Below are 19,390 nucleotides of genomic sequence, written 5' to 3' on the forward strand. Positions count from 1 at the left end.
AGCGCGCTCCTAAAGCAGAACGTAGGTGACGGCGGCGACCAGCCCGAGGAGCATGATCAGCGCGTAGGTGTAGACGTAGCCCGACTGGATCGACTTGGCGGCAACCGAGGAGCGCTCGACCACCCAGGCGATCCCGTTGGGGCCGAAGCGGTCGATGGTCCCGATGTCGCCGATCTTCCAGAAGGCGCGGCCCAGCGCGAAGGCGGGCTTCACAAAGATCGCGTCATAGAGCTCGTCGAAGTACCACTTGCGGAATACGAAGTTGTGCAGCGCTCCGAAGCGGGCGACGAAGGCCGCGGGGATGCCGGGCTTCGCGATGTAGGCGAGGTAGGCGCCGGCGAGGCCGATCAGCATCACCACGGTCGCAGTCAGCTTCACCCACAGCGGCACTCCGTGCATCGCGTGGATCAGGTCTTCATTGTAGAAGATCGACCCGTTCCAGAACGCCGCATCATCGATGAACTGGTGATGGAACACGAAGCCTGCCAGCACCGCGCCGATGCTGAGGATGCCGAGCGGCAGCAGCATCGAGACCGGGCTCTCATGCGGGTGATAGCCCGCCGTGCCGTCGTCCTCATGCGGCGAGGGAACGGAATGGTGCGCCTCATGCCCGGCGTGCTCCTGCTTGGGCGCATTGTGATGGTCGCCGTCGTGGTGCCCGTCATGCACGGCGTGCTGGATATGCTCGGAGAGCGCCCAGCGTGGGCGGCCCCAGAAGGTCAGGAACATCAGGCGCCACGAGTAGAAGCTCGTCAGCAGCGCGGCGATCGCTCCCGCCCAGAAGGCGAACTGCCCCGCGCCGTTGTGGCGCGCATAGGCCGCCTCGAGAATCGCGTCCTTCGAATAGAAGCCCGCAAAGCCGAACACCCCGAGGATGCCGACGCCGGTGATTGCCAGCGTGCCCGCCATCATCGCCCAAAAGGTCAGCGGGATGTGCTTTCGAAGCCCGCCATAGTAGCGCATGTCCTGCTCGTGGTGCATCGCGTGGATGACGGAGCCCGCGCCAAGGAACAGCAGCGCCTTGAAGAAGGCGTGGGTGAAGAGGTGGAACATCGCCGCCCCGTAAGCCCCTACGCCTGCGGCGAAGAACATGTAGCCGAGCTGCGAGCAGGTCGAATAGGCGATCACCCGCTTGATGTCCCACTGCGTCGTGCCGATCGTGGCGGCGAAGAAACAGGTCGCAGCGCCGACGATGGTCACCAAAGTGAGTGCGGTCGGCGCAGTCTCGAACATCGGCGAGAGGCGGCACACCATGAAGACGCCCGCGGTCACCATCGTCGCCGCGTGGATCAGCGCGGAGACCGGGGTCGGGCCTTCCATCGCGTCGGGCAGCCAGGTGTGAAGGCCGAGCTGCGCGCTCTTGCCCATCGCCCCGATGAACAGGAGGATGCACAGGATGTCCATCGTGTAGAGGCGAAGCCCCACGAAGGTGATAGTCGATCCGCTCATGCCGGGGGCGGCGGCGAGGATCTCGGGGATCGAGGTCGTCTGGAACACCAGATAGGTCCCGAAGATTCCGAGCATGAAGCCCAGGTCGCCGACGCGGTTGACCACGAAGGCCTTGATCGCCGCCGCGCCCGCGCTGGGCTTCCTGAACCAGAACCCGATCAGCAGATAGGAGGCGAGCCCCACCCCTTCCCATCCGAAGAACATCTGGACGAGGTTGTCAGCCGTCACCAGCATCAGCATCGCGAAGGTGAAGAGCGACAGGTAGGCGAAGAAGCGCGGCTGGTCCGGGTCCTCCTCCATGTAACCCCAGGAATAGAGGTGGACGAGCGCCGAGACCGAGTTGATGACCACCAGCATGATCGCGGTCATGGTGTCGACCCGCAGCGCCCAGTCGAAGGTCAGCGTGCCGCTCTGCACCCACTTCAGAACGGGCACCACTTCCGGCGTGGCGGTGCCGCCGAGGAAGCCGAGGAAGATCGGCCACGACAGGCCCGCGGCGAGGAACAGCGCCCCGGTGGTCACGGACTTCGCCGCGACATTGCCGATCATGCGGTTGCCGAGCCCTGCGACGAGGGCAGCCACCAGCGGCGCGAAAACGATGATCAGGATCGGATGCACGAGTGGATTACCCCTTCATCCGGTTGATGTCGTCGACCGCGATGGAGCCGCGGGTGCGGAAGTAGATCACCAGGATCGCAAGACCAATCGCGGCCTCGGCAGCGGCGACGGTCAGCACCAGCATGGCGAAGACCTGCCCCGCGAGATCATTGAGGAAGGCGCTGAAGGCGACGAGGTTGATGTTCACCGCGAGCAGGATCAGCTCGACCGCCATGAGGATGACGATCACGTTCTTGCGGTTGAGGAAGATCCCCAGCACGCCTAGCACGAACAGGATCGCGCCGACGGTGAGATAGTGTTCGATACCAATCATGCGCGCAGCGCTCCTTTGGTCCGCTCGCTCTGAGCCTGTCGAAGGGTCATAGTTCGACCCCCTGCCCGACCGGCGGGCTCTTCATCACGGTTGCCTCTTCCGGGCGGCGGCTGATCTGCTTGCCCACGTCCTGCCGCGCCCGGGCACCGGGCTTGGGCGGCTGGAAGGTCAGCACGATCGCGCCGATCATCGCGACCAGAAGGATGATCCCGGCGATCTCGAACAACACGATGTAGCGGCCGTAGAGCAGCGCACCCAGCGCTTCGATGTTGGTTGCATCGGCGGCCTGCACCGCCGTCCCGTCGGGCGTGCCGAGCGTCAGCCCGCCCGCGTTGTACGCACCCACGGCGAGCAGCAGCTCGGCCAGCAGGATGCCCGCGATGGCAAGACCCAGCGGCGCGTTGCGGCTGAAGCCGGCGCGCATCGCGGCGAAATCGATGTCGAGCATCATAACGACGAACAGGAACAGCACCGCGACTGCCCCCACATAGACGATCACCAGCAGCATCGCGATGAACTCGGCGCCGAGCAGCACCATCAGCCCCGCCGCGTTGAAGAAGGCGAGGATCAGCCACAGCACCGAATGCACGGGGTTGCGCGACCAGATCACCATGACGGCGCTGGCAACCACGATGGCCGCGAAGAAGTAGAAGGCGATGGCCTGTATCATGATGATCCCCAACCTTCGGGCCTGCCCGCGCTGCGTGCCGCCCCGAGTGTCGTCCGTGTTGATCCCATAGTCTTGTGCGAGAGCAGGATTTCACCCTGCCCCCGCGCGGTTATTGTTATCTCCGGCGCGCCCTAGCGATAGGGTGCGTCGGCTTCAAGGTTGGCCGCGATGGCCCGTTCCCATTTGTCACCGTTGGCGAGCAGCTTGGCCTTGTCGTAGAGCAGCTCCTCGCGGGTCTCGGTCGAGTATTCGAAGTTCGGCCCCTCGACGATCGCGTCGACCGGGCAGGCTTCCTGACAGAAGCCGCAGAAGATGCACTTGGTCATGTCGAGGTCGTAGCGGGTGGTCCGCCGGCTGCCGTCCTCGCGCGGCTCGCTCTCGATGGTAATCGCCTGCGCGGGGCACACGGCCTCGCACAGCTTGCACGCGATGCAGCGTTCCTCGCCATTGGGGTACCGCCGCAGGGCGTGTTCGCCGCGGAAGCGGGGCGAGAGCGGGGCCTTCTCGAAGGGGTAGTTGATCGTCACCTTCGGCTTGAAGAGATACTTCAGCGTCAAGGCGTGCGCCTTGAGGAATTCCCAGAGGGTGAAGGATTTGACGAGTTGGGTGACGGTGCTCATGACGTGGCTTTCACAGCGGTCGGCTGCGCAGGTGTTGTGTGAACGATGGTGGTCGGCCCGGCGGCGGCTTCGGCGGGCACGGTGGCGCGGTCGAAGTGCCCGGTCGCCATCAGCCAGCCCGAGGTGGCCGCGACGAACAGCAGGCTCATCGGCAGGAACACCTTCCACCCAAGGCGCATCAGCTGGTCGTAGCGGTAGCGCGGCACGGTCGCCCAGATCCAGCTGAACATGAAGAAGAACATGAAGGTCTTTAGCAGGAACCAGATGATCCCCGGCACCATGTAGAGCACCGGAATGTCGAGCGGCGGCAGCCACCCGCCCCAGAACAGCAGCGTGTTCAGCGAGCACATCAGCAGGATGTTCGCATACTCGCCGAGCCAGAACAGTGCGAAGCTCATTGAGGAATATTCGGTCTGGTAGCCCGCGACGAGCTCGCTCTCGGCCTCGGTGAGGTCGAAGGGCGCGCGCGCTGTTTCGGCCAGGGATGAGATGAAAAACACCACCCACATCGGGAACAGCAGCGGGTGTACGACATAGGCATTGATGACGCCCAGCCCGAAGCCCTGCTGCGCATTGACGATGCCGCTCATGTTGAAGGTGCCGGCGAACAGCACCACGCAGACCAGCACGAAGCCGATCGAGACCTCGTAGGAGATCATCTGCGCCGAAGCACGCATCGCCGAGAAGAACGGGTACTTGGAGTTCGACGCCCACCCGCTCATGACGACGCCGTAGACGCCCATCGAGCTGATCGCGAGGATGTAGAGCAGCCCGACGTTGATGTCGGACACCACCACGCCCGCGTCAAACGGGATCACCGCCCAGGCCGCGAGCGCGACCGTGAAGGTGATGATCGGTGCGATCAGGAAAATGCCCTTGTTCGCCGCGGAGGGGATGATCGTCTCTTGCAAAAAGACCTTGAGGCCGTCGGCGAAGGACTGGAGCAGGCCGAAAGGCCCGACCACGTTGGGCCCGCGCCGCATCATGATCGCGCCCAGCACCTTGCGGTCGACATAGATCACCATGGCGACGCTGAACATGACGAGCAGCGAGATGACGATGATCCCCGTCAGCGTCGCGACGGTCCAGGCCCATTCGTAAGGCAGGCCGAGGGATTGGAAGAAGGCGGTCACTTACATTCCTCCCCGGCACGGGGAGGGGGACCACGAAGTGGTGGAGGGGCACCCCGCCCGGTTCAATTCATCAGATTTGCGGAGCAGCCGCACTGGCCCCTCCACCATGCTGCGCATGGTCCCCCTCCCCTGAAGGGGGAGGATTTGGTGCGCGGTCATTCCGCGGCCTCCTTGACGTCAGCCCCGTGCAGCAGCTCGTCCGAGCAGCGCTGCATCACCTCGCTCGCGCGGGCGATGGGGTTGGTGAGGTAGAAGTCCTTGATCGGATAGGCCGCAAGCTCGCCCTCGAACTTCGCGCCGCTGTCCGCCTTCGGGAGCACGCCGTAATCGGCGAGACCCTCTTCGCCCAGCGCGGGGACGGCGGCGATCATCTTCGCCTGAAGCTCGGAGAAGCTGTCGAACCCGACGGTGACGCCCAGCGCATCGGCGAGCGCACGCAGGATCGTCCAGTCCTCGCGCGCGTCGCCCGGGGCGAAGACGGCCTTCTCGGCGAATTGCACCCGGCCTTCGGTGTTGACGTAGGTCCCGTCCTTTTCGGCATAGGAGGCGCCGGGCAGGATGATGTCGGCGTGATGCGCGCCCCTGTCGCCGTGGTGGCCGATATAGACCTTGAGGCTCCCCGCGTAGGGCGCATAGTCCATCTCGTCCGCGCCGAGGCTGAGCAGCACCTTGGGCGAAGCGGCGGCGATCTCGCCCATCCCGCCCGCAAGCGTGAAGCCGAGCATCAGCGAAGCCATGCGCGCTGCGGAAATGTGCAACACGTTGAAGCCGTTCCACCCCTCACGCACCAGATCGAACTTGTCGACCAGCTTGAGCGCCGCCGGAAGCGCGCCCTTGGCGAGCGCCGCCGGCCCGACAATCACCGCCGGGCGCTGGGCCGACTTCATGACGTCACCCAGTTCCTTGGGCACGCGGTTGAGAATCTTCAGGTCATTGCCGAGGAAGGTCGCAGGGTAAGTCGGATCCCACTTGGGGCCGATGATGTAGATCTTGGCCCCCGCCTTCACCGCCTTGCGCAGGCGGACGTTGAGCAGCGCCGCTTCCCAGCGAACATTGCTGCCCACGATCAGGATCGCGTCGGCGCTCTCGATCCCGGCGAAGGTGCTGTTGAAGTTCACCGCGGCGAGGTTCGACACATCATAGGTCATGCCGGTCTGGCGCGCTTCGATGAGCTGCGAGCCGCAGGCATTGACCAGCGCCTTGGCGGCAAACATCGTCTCGGCATCGAGCATGTCGCCCGCCACGGCCGCGATGCTGGCCTTGTCACCTTCGAGCGCGGCGACGATCATCCCGAAAGCCTCGGTCCACTCGGCGGGCTGGAGCTTGCCGTCACGGCGCACCCAGACGCGGTCCAGTCGGCGCTTGCCGAGACCGTCGACTTGGTAGCGACCCTTGTCCGACAACCACTCCTCGTTGACGTCGTCGTTGATCCGCGGCAGCGCGCGCATCACCTCGCGGCCGCGCGATTGCAGCGTGATGTTAGCGCCCACCGCGTCCGAAACGTCGATGCTGAGCGTCTTCTTCAGCTCCCACGGCCGCGCCTCGAAGGCATAGGGCCGTGAGGTGAGCGCGCCGACCGGGCACAGGTCGATGACGTTCGCCGACAATTCATGCGCCGCCGCCTGCTCCAGATAGGTCGTGATCTGCATATCTTCGCCGCGATAGAGCGCGCCGATCTCGTCCACGCCCGCGATCTCCTCGGAGAAGCGCACGCAGCGGGTGCAATGGATGCAGCGGGTCATGATCGTCTTGATCAGCGGGCCCATGTACTTCTCGGTCACCGCGCGCTTGTTCTCGTGATAGCGCGAGCCGCCGCGGCCATAGGCGACCGCCTGATCCTGAAGATCGCACTCGCCGCCCTGATCGCAGATCGGGCAATCGAGCGGATGGTTGATGAGCAGGAACTCCATCACGCCTTCGCGGGCCTTCTTGACCATGGGCGAGTCGGTGCGGATTTCCTGACCCTCGGCAGCCGGCAGCGCGCAGGAGGCCTGCGGCTTGGGCGGCCCGGGCTTCACTTCGACCAGACACATGCGGCAATTGCCCGCGATGGAGAGGCGTTCGTGATAACAGAAGCGCGGGATTTCCTTGCCCGCCAGCTCGCACGCCTGCAACACAGTCGCGCCCGCCGGGACCTCGATTTCCTGACCGTCTACGGTGACTTTAGGCATTGCATGCAACTCCCGCCTTCATCCCCACCCCGCCGGCAATCGGTCGTAGACCCCGCGTAGCCAGAACTGCGCCGCAAACTCGAGGATGAGCGCCAGAAGCAGAAGCAAGAAATTTCGCCCTGACGTCATCATAAGCATCGTGAACAACATTGCGCCCACGTTTGCGAACATCACGACAACGATAAGGATTTTGAGCAGTATAACGCTCATCGAAGCCTGCCTTCCGCATTATTCCGCCGCCTCCGCGAACTGCGCGTTATGCTCGTTGATCCTGCGCTCGAGCTCGGGGCGGAAGTGGCGGATGAGGCCCTGGATCGGCCACGCGGCGGCATCGCCCAGCGCGCAGATGGTGTGGCCTTCGACCTGCTTGGTGACTTCCTGCAGCATGTCGATTTCCTCGATCGCCGCATTGCCCGTGCGCAGGCGCTCCATCATGCGCCACATCCAGCCCGTGCCCTCGCGGCAGGGGGTGCACTGGCCGCAGCTCTCGTGCTTGTAGAAGTAGGAGAGGCGGCTGATCGCGCGGACGATGTCGGTCGATTTGTCCATGACGATGACTGCCGCGGTTCCGAGGCCGGAGCCGAGTTCCTTCAGCCCGTCGAAGTCCATCGGCGCATTGCGGATCTGCGCGGCGGGCACCAACGGCACAGACGAGCCGCCCGGAATAACGGCAAGCAGATTGTCCCACCCGCCGCGAATGCCGCCGCAGTGCTTCTCGATCAGCTCTTCAAAGCTGATGCTCATCGCTTCCTCAACCACGCAGGGCTTTTCCACGTGGCCGCTGATCTGGAACAGCTTGGTGCCCTTGTTGTTCTCGCGCCCGAACCCACTGAACCACGCAGCCCCGCGCCGCAAAATTGTCGGCGCAACCGCGATGCTCTCGACGTTGTTCACCGTGGTCGGGCAGCCATAGAGGCCCGCGCCCGCCGGGAACGGGGGCTTGAGACGCGGCTGGCCCTTCTTGCCTTCGAGGCTTTCGATCATCGCGGTCTCTTCGCCGCAGATATAGGCCCCCGCGCCGCGGTGCATGAAGACGTCGAAGTCGTAGCCCGAACCGCAGGCGTTCTTGCCGATCAGCCCCGCCGCATAGGCCTCGTCGATCGCCTTCTGGAGCGTCTCGGCCTCGCGGATATATTCGCCGCGGATGTAGATATAGGCCGCCCGCGCGCGCATCGCGAAGCCGGCGACCAGCGCGCCTTCGACCAGTTTGTGCGGATCGTGGCGGATGATCTCGCGGTCCTTGCAGGAGCCGGGCTCGGATTCGTCGGCATTGATGACGAGGAAGCTCGGGCGGCCATCGCGCGATTCCTTGGGCATGAAGGACCACTTCAGCCCCGTCGGGAAGCCCGCCCCGCCGCGACCGCGCAGGCCCGAGGCCTTGATCTCCTCGATGATCGCGTCCTGCCCGCGCGCGAGCAGCGACTTGGTGTCGTCCCAATCGCCGCGCGCCTGCGCCGCCTTCAGGCTCCAGTCCTGGAACCCGTAGAGGTTGGTGAAGATGCGGTCCTTATCCGCGAGCATTGCTGCCACCTTTGTTTTTGGCGCGCCTGATGCGCACCAGCGAAATCACCTGGAAGACGAGGCCCAATCCCATTAGGACCACGCCCATCTCCTTCTGCCCCACCGCGCTCAGCACCGCCCCTCCGGCAAAGCCGGTGAGGCCGAGGATCGCGATGAGGAGCGTCAGCGCGTTCATGCGAACGCCCCCTGCGTGTACGCCACGGCGAGCGCGCCGAGGATCAGCACGATCAGCCCCACGCGCAGCAGCCCCGCCACCACCTTGAAGGCGATGAAGCCGAGCAGCAGCGCGACAAGGATGGGGGCGACGCTGCTCATCCCGCGTCCTTGCTTCCCAGCAGGCGACTGAGTGCCCCGAACCCGCCGAACAGGAAGCCGAGGATGGCCCACACCACCCAGCTATCGCCGCTGATCCATTCCCACACCGCGAGGACAAGGAACATCAGACCGACGATGCCACCGCCGAGTTCAGCCTTTTTCGCCATCACCACTCGCCCCGGTAATCGTGGTTGGCATCGACCATCGCAGTCAGCGTCGTCGGCCCGCCCGCTGGCTCGGAGGTGTGACGGCCCGGCTCCTGCGTGCCGGTCTTCGGTTGCTGCCCCGCCGCCAGCGCATCGAGCACCGCGTCGAGGCGCTCGGGGGTCAGATCCTCGTAATTGTCGTCGTTGATCTGGACCATCGGCGCGGTGGCGCAATTGCCCATGCATTCGACTTCGGTGAAGGTCCAGAGGCCATCGGCCGAGACCCCGCCCTTCACCATGCCGCGTTTCTTGCAGGCGGCCATGATCTCGTCCGAGCCACGCAGCATACAGGGCGTGGTGCCGCACACCTGCACGTGGAATTTGCCGACGGGCTTCAAGTTGTACATGAAGTAGAAGCTGGCGACCTCGAGCACGCGGATCACCGGCATGCCCAGATACTTGGCGACATATTCGATCACCGGCAGCGGCAGCCAGCCCTGCGTGTCCGTTTCCGCGCCGACCTGCCGCTGGGCAAGATCGAGCAGCGGCATCACCGCCGAGCGCTGGCGCCCTTCAGGATACTTGGCGATGTGCCAATCGGCGGTTTTCTTGTTCTCCGGCGTCCACGCAAAAGCACCCCAGCGGGCGCGCAGTTCGGGGGTGTCGGGTGCGGGGGTACGGTCAGCCATAAGCATCTTCCATCGAATTGCGTTCGGCGCGCCGCGCCTCGATCCGGGGATAGGCGAAGCCCAACCACAGCGCGTTCCATACCACCACCGGAACGAACCCGAGCCATTCGGAAAGCGGCAGTTCGAGCGGCAGTTTGATGAACCCGGCATAATCGGCACAGGTCGCCGCGAACCAGCCCGCGCTTAAGACCGAAATCACGGTCTTCCAGCGCGTCGAAAACGCATCGGCCCGGTCGATCAGATCGTCGATCACCGGTCGCACTCCCCGAACACCACGTCGATCGCGCCCAGAATGGCGGTCGCATCTGGCAGCATGTGGCCCTTGGACATGAAGTCCATCGCCTGAAGGTGCGAGAAGGCGGTGGGGCGGATCTTGCAGCGGTAGGGCTTGTTGGTGCCGTCGCTGACGAGATAGACGCCGAACTCGCCCTTGGGGCTTTCGGTCGCCACGTAGACCTCGCCCGCCGGCACGTGGAAGCCTTCGGTGTAGAGCTTGAAGTGGTGGATCAGCGCTTCCATCGACTGCTTCATCTCGCCGCGCTTGGGGGGCACGACCTTGGTGTCGGTGGAGGCGATCGGGCCGCCCGGCATGTCGCGCAGGCACTGGCGGATGATCTTGGCGCTCTCGTAGACTTCCTTCACGCGCACCATGAAGCGGTCGTAGCAATCGCTGTTGGTGCCGACCGGGATGTCGAATTCCATTCGGTCATAGACATCGTAGGGCTGGCTCTTGCGCAGGTCCCACGGAATGCCCGCGGCGCGGATCATCGGGCCGCTGAAGCCCCAGGCGATCGCGTCCTCGCGCGACACCACGGCGATGTCGACGTTGCGCTGCTTGAAGATGCGGTTGTCCATGACGAGGCTCATCGCGTCCTCGAACAGCTGGAAGAAGCGGTTGTCTAGCCAGTCGCCGATGTCGACCAAGAGCTTCTCCGGCACGTCCTGGTGGACGCCGCCCGGGCGGAACCATGCGGAGTGCATGCGTGCGCCCGAGGCCCGCTCGAAGAAGTTGAGGCAATCCTCGCGCAGGTCCATGATCCACAGGTTCGGCGTGAAGGCGCCGACGTCGAGGATGTGCGCGCCCATGTTGAGCATGTGGTTGCAGATGCGGGTCAACTCCGCGAACAGCACGCGCAGGTATTGCGCGCGCAGCGGCACCTCGAGGTTCAGGAGCTTCTCGATGGCGAGCACGTAGCTGTGCTCCATGCACAGCGGCGAGCAGTAGTCGAGCCGGTCGAAATAGGGGAGCGCCTGGAGGTAGGTCTTCTGCTCGATCAGCTTCTCGGTGCCGCGGTGGAGCAGGCCCACGTGCGGGTCGATCCGCTCGATCACCTCGCCGTCGAGCTCCATGACCATGCGCAAGACGCCGTGGGCCGCAGGGTGCTGGGGGCCGAAGTTGATCGTGTAGTTGGTGATCACCTCACCGGTGGTGGTCAGCGATTCCTCGCGTTGCATGCTCATCGGCCACCCTCCTTCGAGGTGGGATCGGGGGCGCCGGGGGCGGGCTTGCCGGTGTCCTTCTGCTCGGGCCCCGGAGGCGAGACCTTCTCGGCGGCAGCCTTGTCGGCAGCCTTGCCCGCGCCGGTCTGCGCCGGGCTGTCGGTGGTCTTGGGCTCGGCCACGTGGGGCGTCCCGCGCGATTTCTCGTCACCCGGCAGCACGTAGTCGGCGCCTTCCCAAGGTGAGAGGAAATCGAAGGTCCGCATCTCCTGCGGAAGCACGACCGGTTCGTACACCACGCGCTTTTCCTCCTCGGAATAGCGCAGTTCGGTGTAGCCGGTCATCGGGAAGTCCTTGCGGAACGGGTGCCCCTCAAAGCCGTAATCGGTGAGGATGCGGCGCAGATCAGGGTTCCCTGAGAAGGTCACGCCGAACATGTCGAACACCTCGCGCTCGAGCCAGCCCGCGTTGGGCCAGAGCGTGGTGACGGTCGGCACCGGGGTGTCTTCGCTGGCCGAGCACTTCACCATCACGCGGTGGTTCTTCGTCAGGCTCTGGAGCATGTAGACGACTTCGAAGCGCTCAGGGCGGCTGGGGTAGTCGACCCCGGCAATCTCCATGAGCTGCTGGTAGGCGTGGGTGTCGCGCAGGGTCTCGAGCACGCGCGCGATCGCCTCGCGCTGGACGCGGAAGATCACCTCGCCGTGGGCCTCGTGCGCCTCGATCAGCCAGACGCTGATCGTCTCGCTGATGGCGTCGATCACGCCCTCGTTCGAAGCGAACTTCGGGGCGGAGTGGAGAACGGTCATGGCCTCGCCCTTATCTCTCAATCGTGCCGACGCGGCGGATCTTCCGCTGCAGCTGCATGACGCCGTAGAGGAGCGCCTCGGCCGACGGCGGGCAGCCGGGGACGTAGATGTCGACCGGCACGATGCGGTCGCAGCCGCGCACCACCGAGTAGGAATAGTGGTAATAGCCGCCGCCATTGGCGCACGAGCCCATCGAGATAACGTACTTGGGGTCCGACATCTGGTCGTAGACCTTGCGCAGCGCCGGGGCCATCTTGTTGCACAGCGTGCCGGCGACGATCATCACGTCCGACTGACGCGGGGAGGCGCGCGGCGCGGCGCCGAAGCGCTCCATGTCGAAGCGCGGCATGTTCGCGTGGATCATCTCGACCGCGCAGCAGGCAAGGCCGAAGGTCATCCACCACAAGGAGCCGGTGCGGGCCCACTGGAACAGCTCCTCGGTGGAGGTGACGAGGAAGCCCTTGTCGGTGACCTCGGTCTGGAGAGCGTTGAAATAGGCCGGGTCCGGCCCGCGCACACCCCCCGCCGGAGCGTTGGTGAGCGCGGAGATGTCGGGCAGACCCTGGGGAGGAGAAACGGTGTTGGTCATTCCCAATCCAAAGCCCCCTTCTTCCATTCGTAAGCGAGGCCGACCGCGAGGATGAACAGGAATACCATCATGCCCCCCCACCCGGTCCAGCCGGTGACGTCGAGGCTCACCGCCCAGGGAAACAGGAAGGCGGCCTCGAGGTCGAAGACGATGAAGCTGATCGCCACAAGGTAGAAGCGCACGTCGAACTGGCTGCGCGCGTCCTCGAAGGCGGGGAAGCCGCACTCGTACTCGGAGAGCTTCTCGGCATCGGGATTGTGCACGCCGGTGAGGCGCGAGACTGCCATCGGCGCGAACACGAAGAGCACCGAGAGCCCGAGTGCAACGAGCACGAACAACAGTATCGGGAGATACTGGCTGAGATCGACCACGATAATGTCCAAGCTATTAATCCCGCGCGCCACCTAGGCTTCTAGCGCGCCCCACGCAAGGGTGCGACTCAGCGAAAAGCCCGGAGGTGTGTTGCAGGTAATGGAACACAGCTTGCGGCGCCTTGCCGCAAGCCCCCCTATCTACTTCATCATTCGTCCCGCCGCAGCCTCGGTTGCCTTGCCGTAGGGCGGCTTCAACCCGCCCAGCTTGGCGATATCGATCTTCGGCTGATGATAGATTGCCCGCGCGTGGCTGAACTCGCGAAAGCCCTCGATCGCGTGATAGCTGCCCATGCCGGACGGTCCGACCCCGCCGAAGGGCAGGTCCTCCATCGAGACGTGGAAGACCACGTCGTTGGTGGTCACCCCGCCCGAGATCGTGCGGGTCAGCACGCGCTCCTGCTCGGCGCGGTCCTCGCCGAAGTAGTAGAGGCCCAGCGGGCGGTCGTGTTCGTTGATGTATTCGATCGCCTGGTCGACCGCCTTGTAGGTCATCACCGGCAGGACGGGACCGAAGATCTCCTCCTGCATCACGGTCATGTCGTCATTGACGCCGCACAGCACGGTCAGCGGCATCTTGCGCTGGTTGGCATTGCCGAAGTCCTCGCCCGCCGGATTGACCTCGATCACCTCGGCGCCCTTGTCGCGTGCGTCGGCGATGAGGCCCTGAAGCCGCTCGAAATGGCGGTCGGAGACGATCGAGGCGTAGTCGTCATTGTCGAGCAGGCGTGGATACATCGCCGCCGCCGCGCCCGTGACGCCCGCGACCGCTTCGTCGGCCTTGTCCTCGGGCACCATCAGGTAATCGGGTGCGAGGCAGATCTGGCCCGCGTTCATCATCTTGCCGATCGCGATCCGCTCGCCCGCCTTGGCGAAGTCGGCGCTGCGGCCCATCACCACCGGCGACTTGCCGCCGAGTTCGAGCGTCACCGGCACGAGGTTCTCCGCCGCCGCCTGCATGACGCGGCGCCCGGTTGCGGTCGAGCCGGTGAAGACGAGGTGATCGAAGGCGAGCGAGGAGAACGCCGCCGCCACCTCCGGCCCGCCGGTGATGACCGCGACTTCCTCGGGCTGGAAATATTGCGCGGTGAGCTCGGCCATCAGCTCGCTGGTGCGCTCGGTGAATTCGGACGGCTTGATCATCGCCCGGTTGCCCGCCGCGAGCACCTGCATCAGCGGCCCGAAGGCGAGCTGCACCGGGAAGTTCCACGGGCTGAGGATACCGATCACGCCCTTCGGTTCGTAGCGGACTTCGGCCTTCGCGCCCATCAGCCCCAGCGGGAACTGCACCTTGCGCTTCTCCGGCCTCGACCAAGCATCGATGTGCTTCAGCGCATGGCGCCCTGCCCCGACGGTCGCGGCAATGTCGGTGAGCATCGACTGGTGGTGCGAGCGGTTGCCGAAATCCGCGCTCATCGCCTTGGCGAAATCATCGCCGTGATCCTTCACCAGCGCCATCGCGCGGCGGATGCGGTCCTTCCTTTGCGAGAGCGGCTCTGGGCGCGAGGCGGTGAAGGCGGCGCGCTGGCGCGCCAGCAGGGCTTCGAGTTCTGCGCGGCGGTCGTCGGCCATGTCGTTCTCCCTCTCGGACATGAATGCGTTTCGATTTGCGACCAGTTTGCGGGAAAGCGCGGCCCGGCGCAAGCAGCAAGACCTTCGGCCGATTGCCAATGCCGCATTGCAGCACTACATCGCCCGGCTCATCACTGTTCCCTCCACGAGGATGCACGCCATGACCCAGCTCTCTCCCGCCGATCCCATCGTGATCCTCTCCTACGCCCGCACCCCGATGGGGGCGATGCAGGGCGCCCTGTCGGAAGTGAGCGCGACCGATCTCGGCGCCATTGCGGTCAAGGCCGCGGTCGAGCGTGCGGGCGTGGCGGTCGAGGATATCGACCGCGCCTATATGGGCTGCGTGCTGCCCGCGGGCCTCGGTCAAGCCCCAGCCCGCCAGGCGGCGATCAAGGCGGGGCTGCCGCTCTCGGTCGAGGCGACCACCGTCAACAAGGTCTGCGGCTCGGGGATGCAGACCCTGATCATGGGCGCCGAGGCGCTGGCGAGCGGCACCATCGACGTGGTCGTCGCGGGCGGAATGGAAAGCATGACCAACGCGCCCTACCTCCTCAAGAAGCACCGCTCGGGCGCGCGGCTCGGCCATGACACGGCCTATGATCACATGTTCCTCGACGGGCTCGAGGACGCCTACGAGCCCGGCCGGGCGATGGGCACCTTCGCGCAGGAGACCGCCAACCAGTACCAGATGACCCGCGAGGAGATGGACGCCTATTCCATCGAGAGCCTTGCGCGCGCCAACAAGGCGATCGCCAGCGGCGCCTTTGCCGAAGAGGTGGTGCCGGTGACGGTCTCGACCCGCGCCGGCGATGTGGTCGTCGAACATGATGAACAGCCCGGCAAGGGCCGCCCCGACAAGATCCCGCAACTGAAGCCCGCCTTCGCCAAGGACGGCACCATCACCGCCGCGACCTCCTCCTCGATCTCCGACGGCGCCGCCGCGCTGGTGCTGACCCGCGCGAGCGTCGCCGATGCGAAGGGCCTGTCGCCGGTCGCCAAGGTGGTCGCCGTCGCTGCGCACGCCCAGGCACCCGCGCAGTTCACCACCGCGCCGATCCCGGCGATCCAGAAGGTGCTCGCCAAGGCCGGCTGGGGCGTCGACGACGTCGACCTTTTCGAGGTCAACGAGGCCTTCGCCTGCGTCGCGATGTTCGCGATGCGCGACCTCGGCATCCCGCACGAGAAGATCAACGTGAACGGCGGCGGCACGGCGCTCGGCCACCCGATCGGCGCGAGCGGCGCGCGGATCGTGGTGACGCTGATCAACGCGCTCAAGCAGCAGGGCAAGACCCGTGGCGTCGCGAGCCTGTGCATTGGCGGCGGGGAAGCGACGGCAGTGGCGGTCGAGCTCGTCTGAGGGCGCGCATCCGGGGCCTCACCTCGCTTCGTGATACGCCCCTTGCGGGTCGCGTGTCCTGAGGGAGGGAAAATCATGAAGAAACAGAAAGCGCGCACGGCGCGGACGGCTCCTTCACGGCGGCCTCCGACAGCGGCGAGAGCGTGACCGTCAAGCCGAAGCCCGCATCCTGACGCGCTGGTAGGCCATGCCGGGTGGCGTCACCCGTCGCCCGGCAGGCGTTCCGATCCGTAGAGTCGCTCGGCGCTGATCCAGCCCTTGCGGCCTTCGATGTCGACTTCGCACCAGCCTTCGCGGCAGGCCTTGAGGCGGGTAACGACCCCGGGCTCGGCGCGCCACTTCACCGCCGTGGCAGCGGAAGGCCCGGCCCGTACTTCGGCAAGTTCCTTGCCGATCACCAGCCCGCCGCGCGCGGGGTCGAGCTGGCTCGCCGCGATCCAGCCCTGTTCGCCCGCCTCGTCCTCGACGAGTCGCCAACCTTCGCGGATACGCACCACCTTCACCGGCAGGCCCTTGCGGACATAGACCCACGCGACCGGATATTCGGCGCTGGGTCCGACGCGCATATTGACCTTCTCGTAGCGCAGCGTCGCCCAATAGGGGAGCACACGGTCCTGCGCCGTCAGCGGTGCAGCGAGGAGCGCGAGCAAAGCGGCGAAAGTTGTCCAGAAGCGCAAGAGTGCCATCGCCCCAGCACTAGCCTGCAGGCGCGCAAGGTTTCAAGGGCCGCGCTGCGACGACTGCTGCCTTGACCGAGAAGGCATCGAAGGATTAGCCGTCTCAGCATGACCCTGCGCCCCGCCCGACCGCTCGCCAGCCCCCCGCGCGTGATCGTCACCCGCCATCTGATGCCGCAGGTCGAGGCGCGGATGCGCGAACTGTTCGACGTGGTGCTGAACGAGGCAGACGCGCCGATGACCCGCGATGCGCTCGCCGCCGCGATGCAGGATTGCGACGTGCTGGTGCCGACCGTAACCGACCGCATCGATGCCGAGCTGATCGCTGGCGCGGGCGAGCGCCTGGGCCTGATCGCCAGCTTCGGCGCCGGCACTGAGCACATCGACCTTGCCGCCGCCGCCGAGCGCAAGATCATCGTCACCAACACGCCGGGCGTGTTCACCGACGACACGGCCGACCTTGCGATGGCCGCGATCATCGGCGTGCCGCGCCGCATTCGCGAGGGTATCTCGCTGGTGCGCCGGGACAATTGGACCGGCTGGGCGCCCTCCGGCCTTCTCGGAAGGAAGCTCGCGGGCAAGGTGCTCGGGATCGTCGGCATGGGCCGCATTGGTCAGGCGGTCGCGCACCGTGCGCGCGCATTCGGGCTGGAGATCGCCTACTATAACCGCAAGCGCCTGCCCGAGGCGCTCGAGCGGATGCTGGGCGCGCGCTATGTTGCCGATGTCGACACGCTGATGGCCGAGGCCGATATCCTCACCCTGCACTGCCCGCTCACCGAGGAGACCCGCCACCTTGTCGATGCGCGGCGTATCGCGCTGATGAAGCCGGGCAGCTGCATCGTTAACACCGCGCGCGGCGAGCTGATCGACCAGGAGGCGCTGATCGCCGCGCTGGAATCCGGCCACCTCGCGGGCGCCGGGCTCGACGTCTATCCCGAGGAGCCGAAGGTCGATCCGCGCCTCATCGCCCACCCCAACGTCATGACCCTCCCCCACATCGGCAGCGCGACTGCCGAGGGACGCGAGGATTCGGGGCACAAGGTCATCGCCAACATCCGCATGTGGGCCGACGGGCACAGGCCCCCCGATCAGGTGCTGACCGCGCTGGTGCGCTGATCAGTCGTCGAGGTGCGCAGCGATGCGTGCCCACTCGGACTTGAGGTGATGATCGATCGTCAGCCGGTTGACGATGCGCGAGGGTATGGAGCGCCGCCGCGCAAGCACCTGCTCGCGAACGAAGTCCTCCGGCCAGCCCGCCCATTCCCCGGCAACGCTGCGCAGAATCGCTCCGAATGCCGGTGCCACCTCGTGCATCAGGATATCCTCGGCCTCACTGGCCGAAAAGCCACCGGCCCGGATAACCTCCGCGATCCGACGGTCGTGCGACGCATCGAACGCGGTATCGAGAAACAGGTCCGAAAGCGCACACCACACCGGCAGGCGGCACGCGACCTCCGCTTCGGAGAGCTGCGCCGTTGGCAATGCGCTCAGTCCCCCGTCAGGATCCGCTCGACCAGCTCGCCCACGCTCGGCGTGTAGCCGTTGGAGAAGAACGGATCGGTCTTGAACCGGTACGCCGCGTGCCCCGCGAAAGCGAGGTTCCTGTCAGGATCGTCGCCGTGGGCGATGTCCTGCAAGGTCTTCTGGATGCAGAAGCTCCTCGGGTCGGCGAGGCGCCCGGTGGTGTAGTCGTCGTGGTCCTTCCAGCTCGAGAACTGGCAGTGCGAGAGGCACCCCATGCAGTCCTGCTGGTCCTGCCGGATGGTGTCGCGGGCCTCCGGCGTCACGAAGACGATGGTGCCTTCGGGGGTCTTCAAGGGCTCGGTGTGCCCGGCGCGCATCCACATCTCGGCGCGCGCCTTGTCCTCCGGGCGCACCCAGAAGTTGCGGGCCTTGCCCTCCTCGCCGAGCTGGACGGTGCCCTCCTCCTCGCCGCGTTTCCATGCGGGGATCTGGCGCTCCGAGCGGTGCATCAGGTCGTAGAGGAACGGGGTCTTGACCGCGCTCGAATAGAAGCCGGTGGGCGAGAACTTGTGAAGCAGCACGTCGCCCGGCTCGACGTCGCGCAGCATATCCTTCCAGATCTGCGGGATCGGGCTTTCGCGGGTGAGCAGCGGGCGGGTGCCGAACTGGAAGGCGATCGTGCCGAGTTCGGGATTGTCGATCCAGTCGTTCCATTCGCGCAGGTACCACACGCCGCCGGCCATCACGATCGGCACGTCGTCGCTCACGCCCTCGGCGCGCATCGTCTCGCGCAGCGCCTTCACGCGCGGGAACGGGTCCTCAGGTCTGGTCGGGTCCTCGGCATTGGACAGGCCGTTGTGCCCGCCCGCCAGCCACGGGTCTTCATAAACCACCGCTGCCATCAGCGCGGCGACCTTGTGATAGGAGCGCTTCCACAAGGCGCGAAAGGCGCGTGCGGAGCTGACAATCGGGAGGTAGCTGACGTTGAAGCGCGCGGCGATCTCGGCGAGCTTGTAGGGCATCCCCGCCCCGCAGGTGACGCCCGTCACCAAACCGCGGGTGCGTTCCAGAACGCCTTCGAGCACGGCCTGCGCGCCGCCCATCTCCCACAGCACATTGATGTTGATCGCGCCGCGGCCATTCGCGATCTCGTAGGCCTTCTTGACCTGCGTGGTCGCCCCTTCGATCGCGTAGCGGATCAGCTCCTGGTGGCGTTCGATCCGGGTCGCGCCGTGATAGATCTGCGGGATCGGGTTGCCATTCGCGTCGTAGCTGTCGGCATTGACCGCGCTGACCGTCCCGATGCCTCCCGCGGCGGCCCAGGCACCCGAACTTGCGTGATTGGTGGCCGACACGCCCTTGCCGCCTTCGACCAGCGGCCAGACCTCGCGACCGCCATAGACGATCGGCTTCAATCCCTTGAACAACGAACAGTCCCCTCTGCGCCGGCATTGGCGCGGTGC

At 65.7% G+C, this 19,390-nt stretch carries 23 protein-coding genes; 2 read left to right on the forward strand and 21 right to left on the reverse strand.

All coding sequences use genetic code 11. From position 1 onward, the window contains the following. Nucleotides 1–9 precede the first annotated feature (9 nt). The 18 genes from nuoL to OPU67_RS09855 all read right to left on the reverse strand — a co-directional run bounded on the left by nuoL (nucleotide 10) and on the right by OPU67_RS09855 (nucleotide 14,447). Nucleotides 10–2,067: an NADH-quinone oxidoreductase subunit L gene (gene nuoL / locus OPU67_RS09770; RefSeq protein ID WP_267619348.1), complete on the reverse strand. Its 2,058-nt coding sequence runs from the start codon at nucleotides 2,065–2,067 to the stop codon at nucleotides 10–12. A 7-nt stretch (nucleotides 2,068–2,074) separates the two neighbouring features. Continuing rightward, entirely contained in the window at nucleotides 2,075–2,380 is a 306-nt protein-coding gene (gene nuoK / locus OPU67_RS09775; RefSeq protein WP_267619349.1) for an NADH-quinone oxidoreductase subunit NuoK, read from the reverse strand. 46 nt (nucleotides 2,381–2,426) lie between these two features. Then, nucleotides 2,427–3,050 carry an NADH-quinone oxidoreductase subunit J gene (locus OPU67_RS09780; RefSeq protein WP_267619350.1) on the reverse strand — a complete coding sequence of 208 codons (624 nt, stop codon included), beginning with the start codon at nucleotides 3,048–3,050 and terminating at the stop codon, nucleotides 2,427–2,429. Nucleotides 3,051–3,181: 131 nt separating this feature from the next. Then, nucleotides 3,182–3,670: an NADH-quinone oxidoreductase subunit NuoI gene (gene nuoI, locus OPU67_RS09785; RefSeq protein ID WP_267619351.1), complete on the reverse strand. Its 489-nt coding sequence runs from the start codon at nucleotides 3,668–3,670 to the stop codon at nucleotides 3,182–3,184. After that, nucleotides 3,667–4,803: an NADH-quinone oxidoreductase subunit NuoH gene (gene nuoH / locus OPU67_RS09790; protein ID WP_267619352.1), complete on the reverse strand. Its 1,137-nt coding sequence runs from the start codon at nucleotides 4,801–4,803 to the stop codon at nucleotides 3,667–3,669. Before nuoH ends, nuoI begins: the two co-directional genes overlap by 4 nt. Before the next feature lie 155 nt (nucleotides 4,804–4,958). Beyond that, complete coding sequence (nuoG, locus tag OPU67_RS09795) at nucleotides 4,959–6,974, reverse strand: NADH-quinone oxidoreductase subunit NuoG (protein ID WP_267619353.1); 2,016 nt, start codon at nucleotides 6,972–6,974, stop codon at nucleotides 4,959–4,961. Between the two features lie 18 nt (nucleotides 6,975–6,992). Further along, nucleotides 6,993–7,184 carry a hypothetical protein gene (locus OPU67_RS09800; RefSeq protein WP_267619354.1) on the reverse strand — a complete coding sequence of 64 codons (192 nt, stop codon included), beginning with the start codon at nucleotides 7,182–7,184 and terminating at the stop codon, nucleotides 6,993–6,995. An 18-nt stretch (nucleotides 7,185–7,202) separates the two neighbouring features. Further along, entirely contained in the window at nucleotides 7,203–8,495 is a 1,293-nt protein-coding gene (nuoF, locus tag OPU67_RS09805) for an NADH-quinone oxidoreductase subunit NuoF (protein WP_267619355.1), read from the reverse strand. Further along, nucleotides 8,482–8,670: a hypothetical protein gene (locus tag OPU67_RS09810; protein ID WP_267619356.1), complete on the reverse strand. Its 189-nt coding sequence runs from the start codon at nucleotides 8,668–8,670 to the stop codon at nucleotides 8,482–8,484. The genes nuoF and OPU67_RS09810 overlap by 14 nt, the downstream gene beginning before the upstream one ends. Beyond that, the gene (locus tag OPU67_RS09815) at nucleotides 8,667–8,810 is read right to left on the reverse strand and encodes a hypothetical protein (RefSeq protein ID WP_267619357.1); all 144 of its coding nucleotides are present in this window, start codon (nucleotides 8,808–8,810) and stop codon (nucleotides 8,667–8,669) included. Before OPU67_RS09815 ends, OPU67_RS09810 begins: the two co-directional genes overlap by 4 nt. Then, entirely contained in the window at nucleotides 8,807–8,977 is a 171-nt protein-coding gene (locus OPU67_RS09820; RefSeq protein WP_267619358.1) for a hypothetical protein, read from the reverse strand. The genes OPU67_RS09815 and OPU67_RS09820 overlap by 4 nt, the downstream gene beginning before the upstream one ends. Beyond that, on the reverse strand, nucleotides 8,977–9,645 hold the full coding sequence (gene nuoE / locus OPU67_RS09825; protein ID WP_267619359.1) for an NADH-quinone oxidoreductase subunit NuoE: 669 nt from the start codon (nucleotides 9,643–9,645) through the stop codon (nucleotides 8,977–8,979). The genes OPU67_RS09820 and nuoE overlap by 1 nt, the downstream gene beginning before the upstream one ends. Beyond that, nucleotides 9,638–9,898, reverse strand: coding sequence for a hypothetical protein (locus OPU67_RS09830; protein ID WP_267619360.1), 261 nt, complete (start codon nucleotides 9,896–9,898; stop codon nucleotides 9,638–9,640). The genes nuoE and OPU67_RS09830 overlap by 8 nt, the downstream gene beginning before the upstream one ends. Then, nucleotides 9,895–11,106 (reverse strand): NADH-quinone oxidoreductase subunit D, encoded by a 1,212-nt coding sequence (locus tag OPU67_RS09835; RefSeq protein ID WP_267619361.1) that lies wholly within the window; start codon nucleotides 11,104–11,106, stop codon nucleotides 9,895–9,897. Before OPU67_RS09835 ends, OPU67_RS09830 begins: the two co-directional genes overlap by 4 nt. Next, nucleotides 11,103–11,894 carry an NADH-quinone oxidoreductase subunit C gene (locus OPU67_RS09840; RefSeq protein WP_267619362.1) on the reverse strand — a complete coding sequence of 264 codons (792 nt, stop codon included), beginning with the start codon at nucleotides 11,892–11,894 and terminating at the stop codon, nucleotides 11,103–11,105. Before OPU67_RS09840 ends, OPU67_RS09835 begins: the two co-directional genes overlap by 4 nt. Nucleotides 11,895–11,904: 10 nt before the next feature. Next, nucleotides 11,905–12,483 carry a NuoB/complex I 20 kDa subunit family protein gene (locus tag OPU67_RS09845; RefSeq protein ID WP_267619363.1) on the reverse strand — a complete coding sequence of 193 codons (579 nt, stop codon included), beginning with the start codon at nucleotides 12,481–12,483 and terminating at the stop codon, nucleotides 11,905–11,907. Continuing rightward, nucleotides 12,480–12,854, reverse strand: a complete 375-nt coding sequence (gene ndhC, locus OPU67_RS09850) for an NADH-quinone oxidoreductase subunit A (RefSeq protein WP_267619386.1) — start codon at nucleotides 12,852–12,854, stop codon at nucleotides 12,480–12,482. The genes OPU67_RS09845 and ndhC overlap by 4 nt, the downstream gene beginning before the upstream one ends. A 141-nt stretch (nucleotides 12,855–12,995) precedes the next feature. Beyond that, nucleotides 12,996–14,447 (reverse strand): coniferyl aldehyde dehydrogenase, encoded by a 1,452-nt coding sequence (locus tag OPU67_RS09855; RefSeq protein WP_267619364.1) that lies wholly within the window; start codon nucleotides 14,445–14,447, stop codon nucleotides 12,996–12,998. A gap of 139 nt (nucleotides 14,448–14,586) precedes the next feature. Here OPU67_RS09855 and OPU67_RS09860 point away from each other — a divergent pair, with 139 nt between their 5' ends. Continuing rightward, nucleotides 14,587–15,783: an acetyl-CoA C-acyltransferase gene (locus tag OPU67_RS09860; protein WP_267619365.1), complete on the forward strand. Its 1,197-nt coding sequence runs from the start codon at nucleotides 14,587–14,589 to the stop codon at nucleotides 15,781–15,783. A gap of 200 nt (nucleotides 15,784–15,983) precedes the next feature. Here OPU67_RS09860 and OPU67_RS09865 read toward each other — a convergent pair whose 3' ends face one another. Then, nucleotides 15,984–16,469 (reverse strand): SH3 domain-containing protein, encoded by a 486-nt coding sequence (locus OPU67_RS09865; protein ID WP_267619366.1) that lies wholly within the window; start codon nucleotides 16,467–16,469, stop codon nucleotides 15,984–15,986. Between the two features lie 99 nt (nucleotides 16,470–16,568). On the opposite strand from OPU67_RS09865, the gene OPU67_RS09870 reads away from it, so the two are divergent. Continuing rightward, nucleotides 16,569–17,579: a 2-hydroxyacid dehydrogenase gene (locus OPU67_RS09870; protein WP_267619367.1), complete on the forward strand. Its 1,011-nt coding sequence runs from the start codon at nucleotides 16,569–16,571 to the stop codon at nucleotides 17,577–17,579. On the opposite strand, the gene OPU67_RS09875 is transcribed toward OPU67_RS09870, so the two are convergent. Both OPU67_RS09875 and OPU67_RS09880 read right to left on the reverse strand, forming a co-directional pair. Beyond that, on the reverse strand, nucleotides 17,580–17,945 hold the full coding sequence (locus OPU67_RS09875; protein WP_267619368.1) for a DUF7079 family protein: 366 nt from the start codon (nucleotides 17,943–17,945) through the stop codon (nucleotides 17,580–17,582). Nucleotides 17,946–17,950: 5 nt separating this feature from the next. Then, nucleotides 17,951–19,354, reverse strand: coding sequence for an NAD(P)H-dependent flavin oxidoreductase (locus OPU67_RS09880; protein WP_267619369.1), 1,404 nt, complete (start codon nucleotides 19,352–19,354; stop codon nucleotides 17,951–17,953). Nucleotides 19,355–19,390 lie beyond the last annotated feature (36 nt).

The organism is Erythrobacter sp. WG (assembly GCF_026586795.1).
In the GTDB taxonomy this organism is placed as follows: Bacteria; Pseudomonadota; Alphaproteobacteria; order Sphingomonadales; family Sphingomonadaceae; genus Erythrobacter.

What these genes read in the sequence shown, in the direction of transcription:
- OPU67_RS09860 (WP_267619365.1), top strand. Translation starts at nt 14,587, where the DNA reads ATGACCCAGCTCTCTCCCGCCGATCCCATCGTGATCCTCTCCTACGCC.
- OPU67_RS09780 (WP_267619350.1), bottom strand. Translation starts at nt 3,050, where the DNA reads ATGATACAGGCCATCGCCTTCTACTTCTTCGCGGCCATCGTGGTTGCC.
- nuoK (WP_267619349.1), bottom strand. Translation starts at nt 2,380, where the DNA reads ATGATTGGTATCGAACACTATCTCACCGTCGGCGCGATCCTGTTCGTG.
- OPU67_RS09815 (WP_267619357.1), bottom strand. Translation starts at nt 8,810, where the DNA reads ATGAGCAGCGTCGCCCCCATCCTTGTCGCGCTGCTGCTCGGCTTCATC.
- nuoI (WP_267619351.1), bottom strand. Translation starts at nt 3,670, where the DNA reads ATGAGCACCGTCACCCAACTCGTCAAATCCTTCACCCTCTGGGAATTC.
- nuoF (WP_267619355.1), bottom strand. Translation starts at nt 8,495, where the DNA reads ATGCTCGCGGATAAGGACCGCATCTTCACCAACCTCTACGGGTTCCAG.
- OPU67_RS09800 (WP_267619354.1), bottom strand. Translation starts at nt 7,184, where the DNA reads ATGAGCGTTATACTGCTCAAAATCCTTATCGTTGTCGTGATGTTCGCA.
- OPU67_RS09820 (WP_267619358.1), bottom strand. Translation starts at nt 8,977, where the DNA reads ATGGCGAAAAAGGCTGAACTCGGCGGTGGCATCGTCGGTCTGATGTTC.
- nuoE (WP_267619359.1), bottom strand. Translation starts at nt 9,645, where the DNA reads ATGGCTGACCGTACCCCCGCACCCGACACCCCCGAACTGCGCGCCCGC.
- OPU67_RS09870 (WP_267619367.1), top strand. Translation starts at nt 16,569, where the DNA reads ATGACCCTGCGCCCCGCCCGACCGCTCGCCAGCCCCCCGCGCGTGATC.
- OPU67_RS09840 (WP_267619362.1), bottom strand. Translation starts at nt 11,894, where the DNA reads ATGACCGTTCTCCACTCCGCCCCGAAGTTCGCTTCGAACGAGGGCGTG.
- OPU67_RS09845 (WP_267619363.1), bottom strand. Translation starts at nt 12,483, where the DNA reads ATGACCAACACCGTTTCTCCTCCCCAGGGTCTGCCCGACATCTCCGCG.
- OPU67_RS09835 (WP_267619361.1), bottom strand. Translation starts at nt 11,106, where the DNA reads ATGAGCATGCAACGCGAGGAATCGCTGACCACCACCGGTGAGGTGATC.
- OPU67_RS09810 (WP_267619356.1), bottom strand. Translation starts at nt 8,670, where the DNA reads ATGAACGCGCTGACGCTCCTCATCGCGATCCTCGGCCTCACCGGCTTT.
- OPU67_RS09855 (WP_267619364.1), bottom strand. Translation starts at nt 14,447, where the DNA reads ATGTCCGAGAGGGAGAACGACATGGCCGACGACCGCCGCGCAGAACTC.
- OPU67_RS09865 (WP_267619366.1), bottom strand. Translation starts at nt 16,469, where the DNA reads ATGGCACTCTTGCGCTTCTGGACAACTTTCGCCGCTTTGCTCGCGCTC.
- nuoG (WP_267619353.1), bottom strand. Translation starts at nt 6,974, where the DNA reads ATGCCTAAAGTCACCGTAGACGGTCAGGAAATCGAGGTCCCGGCGGGC.